This window comes from Geodermatophilus sp. SYSU D00710 (genome assembly GCF_054050195.1).
Window position 1 is genome coordinate 1 of sequence record NZ_JBJGYX010000089.1, and the last position, 13,543, is coordinate 13,543.

Annotated in this window: 12 protein-coding genes; 4 read left to right on the forward strand and 8 right to left on the reverse strand. The window is 75.4% G+C overall.

Translation table 11 applies throughout. The features are described 5' to 3' along the window. Positions 1 to 104 precede the first annotated feature (104 nt). Together ACI78U_RS23725 and ACI78U_RS23730 are read left to right on the forward strand one after the other, a co-directional pair. Complete coding sequence (locus tag ACI78U_RS23725; RefSeq protein ID WP_456877865.1) at positions 105 to 1,007, forward strand: ABC transporter ATP-binding protein; 903 nt, start codon at positions 105 to 107, stop codon at positions 1,005 to 1,007. Beyond that, entirely contained in the window at positions 1,004 to 1,846 is an 843-nt protein-coding gene (locus tag ACI78U_RS23730) for an ABC transporter permease (protein WP_456877866.1), read from the forward strand. The genes ACI78U_RS23725 and ACI78U_RS23730 overlap by 4 nt, the downstream gene beginning before the upstream one ends. A 9-nt stretch (positions 1,847 to 1,855) precedes the next feature. Here ACI78U_RS23730 and ACI78U_RS23735 read toward each other — a convergent pair whose 3' ends face one another. Both ACI78U_RS23735 and ACI78U_RS23740 read right to left on the reverse strand, forming a co-directional pair. Next, positions 1,856 to 2,791, reverse strand: a complete 936-nt coding sequence (locus tag ACI78U_RS23735) for an anti-sigma factor RsbA family regulatory protein (RefSeq protein WP_456877867.1) — start codon at positions 2,789 to 2,791, stop codon at positions 1,856 to 1,858. Beyond that, positions 2,788 to 3,636 (reverse strand): MEDS domain-containing protein, encoded by an 849-nt coding sequence (locus ACI78U_RS23740; RefSeq protein ID WP_456877868.1) that lies wholly within the window; start codon positions 3,634 to 3,636, stop codon positions 2,788 to 2,790. Before ACI78U_RS23740 ends, ACI78U_RS23735 begins: the two co-directional genes overlap by 4 nt. A gap of 261 nt (positions 3,637 to 3,897) precedes the next feature. On the opposite strand from ACI78U_RS23740, the gene ACI78U_RS23745 reads away from it, so the two are divergent. Further along, positions 3,898 to 4,821 carry an anti-sigma factor RsbA family regulatory protein gene (locus tag ACI78U_RS23745; protein WP_456877869.1) on the forward strand — a complete coding sequence of 308 codons (924 nt, stop codon included), beginning with the start codon at positions 3,898 to 3,900 and terminating at the stop codon, positions 4,819 to 4,821. A 111-nt stretch (positions 4,822 to 4,932) separates the two neighbouring features. Here ACI78U_RS23745 and ACI78U_RS23750 read toward each other — a convergent pair whose 3' ends face one another. The 6 genes from ACI78U_RS23750 to ACI78U_RS23775 all read right to left on the reverse strand — a co-directional run bounded on the left by ACI78U_RS23750 (position 4,933) and on the right by ACI78U_RS23775 (position 12,933). Beyond that, the gene (locus ACI78U_RS23750) at positions 4,933 to 6,519 is read right to left on the reverse strand and encodes a M28 family peptidase (protein WP_456877870.1); all 1,587 of its coding nucleotides are present in this window, start codon (positions 6,517 to 6,519) and stop codon (positions 4,933 to 4,935) included. Positions 6,520 to 6,686: 167 nt separating this feature from the next. After that, positions 6,687 to 7,127 (reverse strand): ester cyclase, encoded by a 441-nt coding sequence (locus tag ACI78U_RS23755; RefSeq protein ID WP_456877871.1) that lies wholly within the window; start codon positions 7,125 to 7,127, stop codon positions 6,687 to 6,689. 70 nt (positions 7,128 to 7,197) lie between these two features. Beyond that, positions 7,198 to 8,817 carry a thiol reductant ABC exporter subunit CydC gene (gene cydC, locus ACI78U_RS23760; RefSeq protein ID WP_456877872.1) on the reverse strand — a complete coding sequence of 540 codons (1,620 nt, stop codon included), beginning with the start codon at positions 8,815 to 8,817 and terminating at the stop codon, positions 7,198 to 7,200. After that, the gene (gene cydD / locus ACI78U_RS23765; protein WP_456877873.1) at positions 8,814 to 10,472 is read right to left on the reverse strand and encodes a thiol reductant ABC exporter subunit CydD; all 1,659 of its coding nucleotides are present in this window, start codon (positions 10,470 to 10,472) and stop codon (positions 8,814 to 8,816) included. Before cydD ends, cydC begins: the two co-directional genes overlap by 4 nt. Beyond that, positions 10,472 to 11,506 (reverse strand): cytochrome d ubiquinol oxidase subunit II, encoded by a 1,035-nt coding sequence (cydB, locus tag ACI78U_RS23770; protein WP_456877874.1) that lies wholly within the window; start codon positions 11,504 to 11,506, stop codon positions 10,472 to 10,474. The genes cydD and cydB overlap by 1 nt, the downstream gene beginning before the upstream one ends. A gap of 2 nt (positions 11,507 to 11,508) precedes the next feature. Then, positions 11,509 to 12,933, reverse strand: a complete 1,425-nt coding sequence (locus tag ACI78U_RS23775; RefSeq protein WP_456877875.1) for a cytochrome ubiquinol oxidase subunit I — start codon at positions 12,931 to 12,933, stop codon at positions 11,509 to 11,511. A gap of 262 nt (positions 12,934 to 13,195) precedes the next feature. On the opposite strand from ACI78U_RS23775, the gene ACI78U_RS23780 reads away from it, so the two are divergent. Continuing rightward, on the forward strand, positions 13,196 to 13,543 hold a 348-nt coding region (locus ACI78U_RS23780; protein WP_456877876.1), incomplete at its 3' end, for an ATP-binding cassette domain-containing protein.

A 13,543-nucleotide genomic window follows, 5' to 3' on the forward strand; every position in this document is an offset into this window, starting at 1 on the left:
GACTCGCCCCTCGGCGCGCGCGGGCACCGCGGCGCCCCCCCGCCCCCCCCCCCCCCCCCGCGCCGGCCCCCCACCCCCCCCCCCCCCCCCCCCCGCCCCCGGCGGTGTGGTGCTCGGGGCTGCGCAAGCGGTTCGGCCGGCGCACGGCGGTCGACGGCGTCTCGTTCACCGTCGGCCGCGGCGAGGTCGTCGGCCTGCTCGGGCCCAACGGCGCGGGTAAGACCAGCGTCATCAAGATGCTGCTCGGGCTGGTCCGGCCCGACGCCGGCGAGGTGCTGATCCTGGGCCGGCCCGGGCGCGACCCGCGGGCCCGCGAGCGGGTCGGGTACCTGCCCGAGCTGTTCCGCTACCAGCCGTGGCTGACCGCGGCGGAGGTGCTCGCGCTGCACGTGCGGCTGGCCGGCGCGCCCGTGCCACGGGAGGGCCGGCGGGAGGTGCTGGCCCGGGTCGGGCTCGCCGAGCGGGCCGGTGACCGGGTGGGCGGCTTCTCCAAGGGCATGCAGCAGCGGCTGGGGCTCGCGGTCGCGCTGGTCGCCCGCCCGGAGCTCGTCGTGCTCGACGAGCCGACCAGCGCGCTGGACCCGCTCGGCCGCGTCGACGTCCGCGACATCGTGCTGTCCCTCAAGGACGACGGCGTCGCGGTGCTGCTCAACTCCCACCTCATCGGCGAGGTCGAGCGGGTGTGCGACCGGGTGGTGATCCTCGACCGCGGCCGGGTGGCCGCCGCCGGCACGCTCGCCGAGCTGCTCGGCCGGCGCGAGCTGCGGCTGCGCCTCACCGGGCTCACCCCGGCCGCCGAGGCGCGGCTGGCCGCGACCGGCGCCACCACCCGCACCGGCGATCAGCTCACCGTCGCCCTGCCCGACGACGACGACGACGACGGGACCACGGTGCCCGGCCTGGTCGCCGACCTGGTCGGCCTCGGGGTGCGGGTGCACGCGGTCGAGCCGGTGCGGATCAGCCTCGAGGAGCGGCTGCTGGGCATCCTGCGGGAGGAGCACCCGTGACGGTCCTGACCTTCGCCGCGCTGACGCTGCGCGAGGCCGCCCGCCGCAAGGTGCTGCGGGCCCTCGGGGCGCTGACCGTGGCGCTGCTGGCCCTGTCGGCCTGGGGCTTCTCCCGGCTCGCGACGGTCGACCCCGAGTTCGGCGCGCTGACCAGCGGCGAGGCCCGGCTGTTCGCCTCCCAGCTGCTCAACCTGGTGATGTTCGGCTACAGCCTCATCGCCGCACTCGGCACCGCGTTCCTCGCCGGCCCGACGCTGTCCGGGGAGGTCGAGTCCGGCCAGGCGCTGGCGGTGCTGGCCCGGCCGGTGCGCCGCGCCACCGTGCTGGCGGGCAAGTGGCTCGGCCTGGTCGCCTTCGGCACCGGCTACGTCGCCGTCGCCGGGTTCGCGCAGTTCCTCGTCGTCCGGTGGGCCGTGGACTACTGGCCGCCCGACCCGGTCACCGGGCTGCTGCTGCTCGCCGCGCAGACCACAGTGCTGATGACGCTCGCGCTGCTGCTGGCCACCGCGATCTCCCCCATGGCCTCGGGCATCGTCGCCGTCGGCCTGTTCGGCGCCAGCTGGGTGGCCGGGGTCGTGGGCAGCGTCGGGGAGGTCATCGGCAACGACGGCGTCGCCCGGGTCGGTGAGGTCTCGCGGGTGCTGCTGCCCACCGACGGGCTCTGGCGGGGTGCCATGCACGCCTTCCAGGACGCCACCGCCCCGGCCGCTTTCGGCTTCGAGGGCTCGCCGTTCCTCTCCATCGCCCCGCTGAGCCCGGCCTACCTGGCCTGGGTGGTGATCTGGCTGCTGCTCATCGGCGGGCTGGCCGCGCTGTCCTTCTCCCGCCGCGACGTCTGAGGCCCGGGGTCAGGGACCGAAGAACAGCCGGACCGCGGTGCCGCACGGGCCGGTGCGGACGGCGGCGTCGTCGGCCAGGCTCCACGCCAGCCACATCCCCTTGCCCTCGAGCGGGTCGGGCGGCACGTAGCCCAGCGTCTCGTCGGGCAGGCCGGGCCCGGCGTCGGACACCTCGACGACGAAGGCGTCCCCGTCGGGCCACGTCGCCAGCGTGGCGAACGGCGCCACGCGCAGCGCGTTGACCACCAGCTCGTGGGCGGCCGCGACGACGTCGCCGAGCCGGGCACGGCGGTCGGCGGGCAGCGTGACGCTCAGCGCGCGGCGCGCCTGCACCGGCGCGGTCACCGTGGTGACGGCGGCGCCGGCGGGACGGGCGGTCCAGGGGCGCTGCAGCGCGCGGAGCAGGCGCACCGGGTCCTCGTAGGCCGGCTGCGGCGCGGGCGCGGTGCCGTCCCAGGTGAGCGGGTGGGACCGCGCCACGGTCGCCAGCACGTCGCCGGGCACACGCCGGGCGTCGTGCAGGCAGAGGCTGTAGTACGGCATGGCGTCGAAGCAGAGGTTGGCGACCGCCTCGAAGCGGCTCCACTCCCGCCCGTCGTCGCGGGTGAGCCACACCGGCTCGGCGGCCAGCCGCCAGCTCGGCGCGCCGGCCCGCAGCTCGCGCAGGTCGCGGGCGTAGGCCAGCAGCGTGCCGTGGCCACCGCGCCACCAGGTCTCGGCGGCGGCGAAGGTCGCCAGCCGGCCCAGGTCGGCGCCCAGGTGGGCGGCGAGCAGGGAGCGGACCCGCCGGCCGGCCACGACGAGCACCGGCTCCTCCCGGCGGAAGCCCTCGAGGACGAAGGGCACCACCCGCTCGACGAGCTGGGTGTCGTCGGAGAACACGAACCCCTCGTGCGCGAGGGAGGTCCCGTCCCAGCCGCCGGTGGGACGCAGCAGGGCCGTCACCGCTCCTCCTCGAGGAGGTCGAAGAGGTCCAGGCAGCGGCGCAGGTGCCGGCCGGCCCCGGTGAACCGGAGGGCCGTGCCCCGCCCGGCCAGCTCGTCCCGCGCGCCGGAGAGCGCCCGTGCGCCGGCCACGTCGAGGAACTCCAGGTCGGAGAGGTCGAGCAGCAGCTCCCCGGGGACGGGGCCGGCCGTGCCGAGGACGGTGTCGACGAGGACGGTCCGCACGGTGGCGGCCTCGGTGAGGTCGACCTCGCCGCGCAGGGCCGGATGCGGGCCCCGGCCGGACAGGTGGACCAGCGGCTCGCGGTCCCCGACGTGCTGCACCGGGTGGAGGACGGCGACCGGCGCGAGGACCTCCGCGCCCAGTGACGCGTCGTAGAGGCAGGCCGCGGTCATGGGGACCGCCCCCATGAGCTCGTCGGCGAGCCGCTCGTAGGCGTGCAGCAGACGGCGGCCCGGGGGCCCGCTGCGCAGCAGGCCGGTCACGTCGGCGGCCACGCGCAGGCCGGTGCGCCCGCCGTCGAGCGCGGCCTGCACCGCGGCGCGGTAGCGCTCGGCCTGCTCCTCGGGCACCAGGCCGCCTCCGGCCGCGTAGGCGTCCGCGGTGGTCTGCACGTCGAGCCGGCCGTCGGCGAGGAGGTCGTCGCGCTGCGGCAGGCCGGCGAGGACGTCGAGCAGGGCCGGCCGGGACGCCCCCACCAGCAGCAGGTGCTCCCCGCGCCGGCGGCCCTCGTCGAGGTAGGGCACGACCGCCCCGGCGAGGTCGGCGTCGTCGGTGAAGGTCCAGCAGACGTGGTCACCCGGCCGGAGGCCGGTCAGGGAGCGGAGCCCCCGAGGAGCCGTCACGGCGGGGACGCTACCGGCGGGAGCGCCCGGTGTCAGGGCCCCGGCGCGGGGACCCGGCCCCGCCCGGTGGACCGGGTTGCGACGTCCGCCCCGGAGCGAGAGGTACCGTGTGGAACCGCGCTCGTGCCGGACCCCGTGAGAGGGCGGTCCTCCCGCGTCGGCGAGGGACGGGTGCACGTACTCGTCACAGGTCGACCGTCGGGGAGTCCACGGGTGTCAGCTGCGCGCACGGGCGGAGGGCAGGGAACTGCCGGGCGCTACGTGCACGACGCGTTCCTGTACGACGACCCCGCGGAGCTCACCGCCGTGGCCGCGCGCTTCCTCGGGGAGGGCCTCGCCGCGGGTGAGGCGGCGGTGGTGGCCACCGGCCCCCGGACCACGGGGATGATCCGGGACGCGCTCGACGACCACCCGCACCTGCGCGTCCTGGACCGGTCGGAGGTCTACCGGGGCCGCACGCCGGCCGTCATCACCTCGCTGCGCCGGCTGGCCGACCGCTGCGCCGCCGACGGCGTGGACCGGATCCGGGTCGTCGGGGAGACCGACTTCGGCACCACCGAGCAGGACCGCTACGAGTGGCAGCGCTACGAGGCGGTGGTCAACGTCGCCCTGGCCGACCGGCCGCTGTGGGGCCTGTGCGTGTTCGACGTCCGGCAGCTGCCCGAGCCGGTGCTGGAGTCGGCCCGCCGCACCCATCCGCACCTGGTCACCGCGGCCGACCGCACGGCCAACCCCGGGTACGTCGACCCGGCCGCCTTCCTGCGCGACCTGCCGGCGCCGCCCGAGCCGCTCGAGGAGGGCCGGCCCCGGCTGGTGGCCCGCGACGTCACCGACTTCATCGGCCTGCGCCACGCCGTCGCCGCCGAGCTGGCCACCCTGGACGGCCCCCGCGAGACGGTCGAGGACCTCCTGCTCGCCGTCGACGAGATGACCTCCAACGCCGTGCGGCACGGCCGGCCGCCGGTGGACCTGGAGCTGTGGACCGACCGCGAGCGGGTGGTGTGCCGCATCACCGACCGCGGTCCCGGGCCGGAGGACCCCTACGCCGGGTACGGCCCGGCCCACGGCGAGGACCTCTCCCGCGGCGGCATGGGCCTGTGGCTGGCGCGCCAGCTCTGCGACCACGTCCACGTGGCCCGCACCGCCACGGGCACGTCGGTGCGCCTGGTGACGCGCCTGCGCTGACCGCCGGCGGACCCCCCGGCAGCAGCAGGCCCCCGGCGGGACCGCTCCCGCCGGGGGCCTGCTGTGGTGCGCACCCGGTTCCCGCCCGCGGGTGCGGGCGGCCGGCCGGGGTCAGGCGGCGGCGTCGACCCCCGCGTCGTGGTCGTGCCCGGCGTCCGCGCTGTTGCCGGCACCGTGCGACCGGCCCGGCGCCCGCGGCACGTCGTTCACCGTCGAGGTGTCGTAGGCGAAGGTGATGATCGCCGTCGCCAGGGCGTCGGAGTTCTGGTCGAGGGCGTCGACGTTGACGTTGCCCACCAGCCGGTAGTCCTCGGCCAGCTGCGCGTACAGGTCGGCGTCCTGGCCCTCACCCCGGAGGTTGTCGCAGAACGAGTGGTAGCACGGGTCCTTCTGCGCGCCCGCGACCCCGCCGAAGAGCTCGGCCTCGGCCGCCGTCTTCGGCACCTCGGCGCCGGTGAACAGACCGCCGGAGGGGATGCCGACCGCGATGAACGGCCCGTAGTCCGACCGCCCGGAGAACTCCGAGTCCACGAACGGCAGGCCGCGCGAGGTGTAGAAGCCCTCGAACACGTCCTCGATCTCCGCGGAGCCCTCGGGGATGAAGCCCGGCGCCGCGGTGCCGCCGGAGTTGTCGCCGTCGTAGATCCCGGTCGTGTAGTTGGGCGAGGCGATCATGTCGAAGTTGAGGTAGAGGCCGATGTCGGCGATCTCCTCCTCGCTCAGTTGGCCGACGTAGTACTCCGACCCGAGCAGCCCCTCCTCCTCCGCGCCCCACCAGGCGAACCGGACGGCGTTGTTGGGCTTGACCTTCTGCATCTGGATCGCGGTCTCCAGCAGCGCGGCGCTGCCCGAGCCGTTGTCGTTGACGCCCGCGCCCTCCTGCACCGAGTCCAGGTGCGCGCCGGCCATCACGACGTTGTCGGTGTTGCCGCTGCTGGTCTGGGCGATGACGTTGTAGGTGGTGCGCTGCTCGGCGGTGTACTCGACGGTGACGGTGACCGTGGCGCCCGGGGTCGCCGCGAGGTCCGTGCCGGCCGCGATGGTGGCGAAGACGGTGGGGATGGTCAGCCCGGGGGCGGCGCCGATCATGTTGACCAGGCCCGTCGTGTTGTTCCAGATCACGACGCCGGCGGCGCCAGCGGTCTGGGCGTTGAGCGCCTTGATCGCGAACCCGCACCCACCGCGCTGGATGAGCGCGATCGACCCCGGGGCGAAGCCGGCGAAGTCGGTGGCCTCGCAGCCGGCGGTCGTGCCGCCGGGCTCGACGGGGACCAGGGTGCCCGTCGCGGTGCCCTCGGGACTGCCGGTGTCGAAGGTGTTCCGCAGGAAGTCGACGCCCTCGACGAACGTCCGGGGCGAGGGCGAGACCCGCACCAGCGCCGAGTTCTCCTCGGCGTAGGTGAACGGGAACTCCTGGACGGTCGGGTCGTACCCGGCGGCCTCGAGCTGCGCGACCACGTAGTCGACGCTCGCCTCGTACCCGGGGCGGCCCGCGGCCCGGTCGCCGCCGTTGTCGTCGGCGGCGTCCTGCAGGGCCTCGATGTGGTCGAGCACCCCCTCGGCGGTGACGGCCCTCGTGAGCTTCTCGGCCGAGTTGTTGTTCGGGACGGCGAACGCCGACGACATGCCCAGCACCGTGGTCACGCTGAGCGCGGTCACGGTGGCGAGCCCGCCGGTCACCATGCGGGAACGGGTCATCCGGGAGGTCCTCCTTCGTCGTTGAAGCCGCCCGCGGTAGGGACCGCGGACGGTGAGGCGGAGGGAACCTAGAGGTCAGCGCGCTGCCGGCGGAAGGGCTGCACGGCGAGTCCGGCCGCTCACGCGGCGTGTCGGCCGCCCGGCCGCCCCCGTCAGCGGCCCGCGGATCAGCCCGCGGGCTCGAACCGGACGGCGTCGACGGCGGCCAGCGCGCCCAGTTCGTCGGCGACCATGAAGACCTCGGTGACCCGGCCGCCGGCCAGCGTGAGCACGTCCACGACCCGCAGCTCCAGGTACCGGCCGGTGGGCGGCAGCACCCCGGCCGCGGTGTGCAGCGGGCCCACGTGCCGCCCGCGCATGCGGAAGGCCACCACGACCCGCTCACCGTCCTCGACGGTGGAGACCACCTCCCGCTCGGCGTCGGCGAAGGTGGCCTGCACCGCCCGGGCGCGGGCGACCAGGTCGGCGGCGGTCAGCGGGTGCCCGTTGACGGTGACCGGGTCGGTGTAGAGGGCGCGGAAGGCCTCCTCCGCGGCCGAGCCGTCGGGCAGCGGGTCGGTCCACAGGCGGAGCAGCCGGTCGACGTCGAAGGCTGTCGGGGATGCCATCGCGCCATGGTCGTCCCGGGTCGGACCCGGCACCAGGGGCGCCGGTGCCCGGCGGTCGGGTGTGGCGGGTTCAGGCCGGAGCGTCGAGGCCGACCACCTGCCACCGGCCGTCGAGGGCCGCGGGGTCGTGGGTCACGAGCAGCACGGTGCGCGGCTCGCGGGCGAGCAGGTCGATCACCCGCCCGGTCAGCGCCGGGTCGAGGTGGGCGGTCGGCTCGTCGAGCAGCAGCACGTCGGCGCGGCTGAGCAGCGCCCGCGCCAGCCCCACCCGGGCGCGCTCACCGGCCGAGAGCCGCTCCCCGCCCTCCCCCACCCAGCCCTCGAGGCCCGGCGTCGTGGCGAGGGACCCGAGGCCGACGTCGGCCAGGACGGCGAGCAGCTCCTCGTCGGTGGCGTCCTGCCGGCCGAGGCGGAGGTTCCCGGCGAGCGTGCCGCCGAGCACCTGCGGCGCCTGCGCGCTCCAGGCCAGGCGGGACCGGACGCCCTCGAGCGGGAGCCGGCGCAGATCGGTGCCGCCGAGGGTGACCCGGCCGGTGTCGGGGTCCCGCGCGCGCATCGCCAGCGCCAGCACGGTGCTCTTCCCGGCGCCGCTCCCGCCGGTGAGGGCCACCTTGGCGCCGTCGGGCACGGCGAGGTCGAACCCGCGCAGCGCCGGGCGGGCGGCGCCGGGATGGGTCAGCGAGACGCCCTCGAACCGCAGCGCGGAGCCCGCCGGCAGCGGCAAAGGCTCGGCCGGGTCGGCGACGGCGGGGCGCCGGGCGGCGAGGTCCTGGACGCGGCCGGCCGCCGCGCGGATCCCGCCCGCGGCGCTCCAGGCCGCGCCCAGCCCGCCCACCGCCTCGAAGGCGCCGAGCACCCCGAGCGCGCAGGCGGCCAGCAGCAGCGGGCCGGTGTCCCCCGCGGCCACGTCAGCGCCCACCAGCCACAGCGCCGCCACGAGCCCGAGCCCCGGCACGCCCTCCCGGCACAGGGTGGTGACCGCGGCCAGCCGGGCCGACGCGCGCTGCGCCTCCTCCTGCCGGTCCAGGTGACCGTCGAGGGTGCGCAGCGCCGTGGCGCCGCCGTCGCCGCTGAGGGTGTCGGCCAGGCCGCGGACCAGGTCCAGGGTGTCGGCGGCCACGTCGGCGTCGGCGCGGGCGGTGGCCAGCGCGGCGCGGCGCCCGGCACGGGCGGCCACCACGGGCACGACGACCCCGAGGAGGACGAGCAGGCCGGCGAGCACGGCGGCGGTGGCCGGCGAGACCAGGGCGGTGAGGGCGACCGCGGTGCCCCCGGCCAGGACGGCGACGCCGGCGGGGGCGACGAGCCGGACGACGACGCCCTGCAGCTCGTCGACGTCGGCCCGCACCCGCGACAGCAGCTCGCCGCCGCGGACGCCGGTGAGCGCGGCCGGCGCGTGCGGGACCAGCCGCTCGAGCACCCGGGCGCGCACGGCCGTGACCATCCGCAGCGTGACGTCGTGGGTGACCAGCCGCTCGGTGTAGCGCAGCGCCGCCCGGGACAGCCCGAACAGGCGGACCCCGGTGATCAGCGGCATGAGGACCAGCAGGGTCGAGGGGCGCTGCGCCGCGCCGGTGATCAACGCACCGGACACGGCCAGCAGCGCCGCGCCGCACAGCACGGTGAGGGCGCCCAGGACGACGGCGAGGGCGGTCCGCGGCCCGTGCAGCAGCGCCAGGGTCTCCCTCACCGCGGCACCGCCGGCTCCCGCACCCGCCCGCCGTCGAGCGCCACGACCCGGTCGTGCAGGGCCAGCGGCGCCGTCCGGTGGGTGACGGTGACGACGGTGCGCCCGCGGGCGAGGTCGTCGAGGGCGGCCAGCACCGCCGCCTCGGTGGCCGCGTCGAGCTGCCCGGTGGGCTCGTCGAGGACCAGCACGGGGGCGTCCTTGACGAACGCGCGGGCCAGCGCCAGCCGCACCCGCTCGCCGCCGGACAGCCGCGCGGCGTCCTCGCCCAGCGGCGTGGCGCTGCCCTGCGGCAGCCGGGCGACCAGGTCCAGCAACCCCGCCCGGTGCAGCGCCTGCTCGACCTCCGCGTCGCCGGCGCCCGGGCGGCCCAGCCGCACGTTGTCGGCGACGGTGCCCGGCGACAGCCACGGCCGCTCCGGGACGTAGGCGACCCGCGCCCGCCAGGCGTCGGGGTCCAGCTCGGACAGCGGGACGCCGTCGGCGAGCACGGCGCCGGCGTCGGGGGCGCGGAACCCGAGCAGCAGCCGGACGGCGGTGGTCTTGCCCGCGCCGCTGGGCCCGACCAGCGCCGTCCGGGACAGCGGCGGAAGGTCGAGGTCGACGCCGTCGAGGGCCACCCGGTCGCCGTACCGGACGGTGACACCGCGCAGCGCGAGGTGCGGCACGCCGGGCGGGACCGGGCGGGTGCCGCGGGCGGGCGCGGGGGTGTCGAGCAGCGCGAACACCCGCTCGGCGGCCGGCCGGCCCTCCAGGCTCGCGTGCCGGTCGGCGCCCAGGGCGCGCAGCGGGGCGAAGAACTCCGGGGTGAGCAGCAGGACCAGCAGCGCGCGCTCGAGGTCCAGTCCGCCCTGGAACAGCCGCACCCCCACGGTGACGGCGACCAGCGCCGTGCACAGCACGGCGCCGAGCTCGAGCACGAAGCCGGAGAGGAACGCGGTGCGCAGCACCCGCATCGTGTTCCGGCGGTGGGCCTCGCTGACCCCGGCCAGCCAGCGGGCGCTGCCGCGGGCCCGGCCGTAGGCGACCAGCGTGGGCAGCACCCGCAGCGTGTCCACCAGCACCGCGCCCAGCTGGGCGAGGGTCTCCCACGAGGCGCGGGCGGACCGCGCGGCGAGCGCGCCGGTCAGCCACAGGAAGACCAGGACCAGCGGGCCGGTGAGCAGCAGCAGGCCGCCGCTGGCCGGGTCGAGCACGAGCACGGTGGCGGCCACCAGCGGCGGGACGACGGCCGCCGTCGCCGCACCCGGCAGGTACCGGCCGAGGACGCCGTCGAGCCGGCCCACCCCCTCGGTGACTGTGGTGACCAGCTCACCCGCGCGCTCCCCCGCCGCGGCGGCGGGGCCGAGGACGAGGAGCGTGCGCAGCAGCGCGGCGCGCAGCTCGCGCCGGACCCGCGCCGAGGTGCGGACCGCGGCGCGGTCGCGGAGCCCGGCCAGCCCGGCGCGGGCGCCCCAGGCGGCCAGGACGCCGGCGAGGGCGCCGGACGTCTGCGCCGGCGTCGCCGCGCCGGTGACCACCGCGCTGACGACCGCGGCCACCAGGGCCCACTGCACCACCAGCAGCGCCCAGACCAACACCCCGAGCACGGCGCACAGGGTGACCAGCCGGCGTGACGCGGGCAGCGCCAGCAGGCGGCCGGTGGGTCCGCGGTCCATCAGTAGCCGTGGCTGAGTGCGCCCTCGTCGGGGCGCACCCGCTCGCGGAAGACGTAGTAGTTCCAGATCTGGTAGCCGATGATCAGTGGCAGGAAGATCGCGCCGACCCAGGTCATCAGGACCAGCGTGTAGTCCTGGGCCGCCGACTCCTCGAGGGTGAGCCCGTACTCCGCCCGCAGCGTCGAGGGCAGCACCTCACCGCGGGTGTAGAGGGCGATGAACACCGTGACGGTGGCGAACAGGACGGTCAGGCCGCTCATCGTGAACGCCAGCACGTCGCGGCGCCGCACCAGCGCCCACCAGATGCTGGCCAGGGTGAGGAACGCCGCGACCGGGAAGGCCCACGGCACGACGCCGAAGTCCTCGAACAGGTCCTCGGTGACGTACCCCATGACGACGAAGCCCACGATCGCCACGGTGGCCAGCGCCCCCCAGCGCAGCGCGGCCCGGCGGGCCCGCCGGTAGAGCACGGTGTCGGTGTGCAGGCGCAGCAGCAGGAAGTTGGCGCCGTGGAGCATGAACAGCAGCAGCGTGGTGACGCCGCCGACGATCGAGAACGGCGTGAACATCGCCGCGAAGCCGCCCTCGACGCGGCCCTCGGCGTTCACCGGCAGCCCCTCGATGAGCTTGGCCATGATCACACCCCACAGGAACGAGGGGACCACGCTGCCGCCGAAGGACATCCAGTCCCAGAAGGAGCGCCAGCGCTCGCTGTCGACCTGGTTGCGGTACTCGAAGGACACCCCGCGCAGCAGCAGCGCCAGCAGGATGAGCACGAACAGCGGGTACATGCCGCTGAAGACCGCGCCGTACCAGAGCGGGAAGGTGGAGAACATCAGCCCGGCGGCGGCGATGACCCAGACCTCGTTGCCGTCCCAGAACGGCCCGATGGTGCCGGTGAGCGCCCGCTCCTCGGCCTCGGTGCGCGCCAGCGTCGGCCGCAGGATGTCGACGCCGAAGTCGAAGCCCTCCAGGAAGAAGTAGAGGGTGAACGTCAGCGCGATCAGCCAGAACCACAGCGTGACGAGGTCCACCGTCAGTCCCTCTTCTCGTACCCCTGGAACCCGGCGCCCTCGTAGTCCGGGGCCGGCGCGGAGACCAGCTGGGCCTCGGGCTTGCGGTGGATGCCGGCGCGGGCGGTGACGCTGAGCAGGTAGACGTCGAGCCCGATGAGGGCGAGGTAGACCGCCCACAGGCCGACCAGGCCGGCGAGCACCTCCCCGGCGGTGTTGGCGCTCACGCCCTCGGTGACGGTGAGCTCGCCGTAGACCATGAACGGCTGGCGGCCCATCTCGGTGACGATCCACCCGGTGAAGTTGGCGATCCAGGGCAGCGGGATGAACCAGACCAGCGCCCGGAGGAACCAGCGGGTGCTGTCGAGCCCCCGCTTGCGCCGCCACCACAGGAAGAGCCCGAGGAACGCCGTCGCCAGCAGCAGCGACCCGATGGCGACCATGATCCGGAAGGACCAGTACACCCAGGCCACCGGCGGGGTGTAGTCGTCCTCGCCGTAGGCGGCGTCGTACTCCTCCTCCAGTTGGTTGATGCCCTCGTAGCGGCCCTCGAGGCTGTTGTAGGCCAGGATCGAGCCGACGTAGGGGATCTCGAGGCTGAACGAGTTCTCCCGGGCCGTCTGGTCGATGACGGCGATCAGCGACCACGGCGCCGGGGAGTCCGAGGTCTCCCACTGCGCCTCCATGGCCGCGAACTTCATCGGCTGGTCCTCCCGGGACACCTGGGCCGCGGTGTGCCCGCTGAACACCGAGAAGACGGTGCCGACGGCGGCGAAGACCAACCCGATCCGCAGCGCCCGGGAGAACACGTCGGGGTCCTGCCTCCGCAGCAGGTGGTAGGCGCTGATGCCCAGCACGAAGAAGGCCGCCACCACCCAGGCGCTGCCCTGGACGTGGGCGAAGTACAGCCAGGCCTTGTAGTTGAAGACGACGGCGGCGAAGTCGGTGAGCCGGGCCTGCCCGTCGACGACCTCGTAGCCGACCGGGTGGTGCATCCAGGCGTTGGCCAGCACGATCCAGAAGGCGCTGATCTGGGTGCCGATGGCGACCAGCCAGATGCTGGCCAGCCGCATCCACGGCTTGAGCCGGTCCTTGCCGAACCACCACAGCCCGATGAAGGTGCTCTCGAGGAAGAAGGCCATGAGCACCTCGAGGGCCAGCGGGACCCCGAAGATGTTGCCGACGAAGTAGGAGTACTGGCTCCAGTTCATCCCGAACTGGAACTCCTGCACGATGCCGGTCACCACGCCGACGGCGAAGTTGATGAGGAAGAGGTGACCGAAGAAGTTGGTCATCTTCCCGTAGACCTCGCGCCGGTCTGACCGGCGGTAGGCGATGGTCTCCATGACCGCGATGAGGAACGCCAGGCCCACGGTCAGCGAGACGAAGAAGAAGTGGAAGATGCTGGTCGAGGCGAACTGGAAGCGGGAGAGCTCGACCACGTCCACGCGGGCACCACCTCGACGTCCGGAGGCCGGGCGATCAGGTGGCGCGGGGTCGTCACGCCGAGGGGTACCGGCCGTCCGGGGACGACGATTGCACGCAACCGGCTGGGGTGCAGCGCGAGCGGCCGGACCGGCCGCGGGGCGGGCCGGCGGTCACCGGGAAATGTCGTTGCCCTCAGGTGCACTGCAGGTCCCATGCTGTCGGGGTGACCCCGCCGGAACCCCCCTCCGCGCGACCGACGGCACCCCGGGACCAGGAGGCGGTATGAACGTCCCACCCGCGGTCGAGGCGATCGACCTGACCAAGCACTTCGGAGACAACCGCGCCGTCGACGGCGTGAGCTTCGTCGTCCCCACGGGGACGGTCCTGGGGCTGCTCGGCCCCAACGGCGCCGGCAAGACCACGCTGGTGCGGATGCTGACCACGCTCAGCGTGCCCACCAGCGGCACCGGCCGGGTGGCCGGGTTCGACGTCCGGGAGCAGCCCGACGCGGTCCGCCGCAGCATCGGGCTGTCCGGGGAGGCCGGGTCGGTCGACGTGTTCCTTACCGGGGGCGAGAACCTGGGGGTGTTTGGGAGGCAATTAGGCCAGGGTCGCGGCTACGTCCGGCGG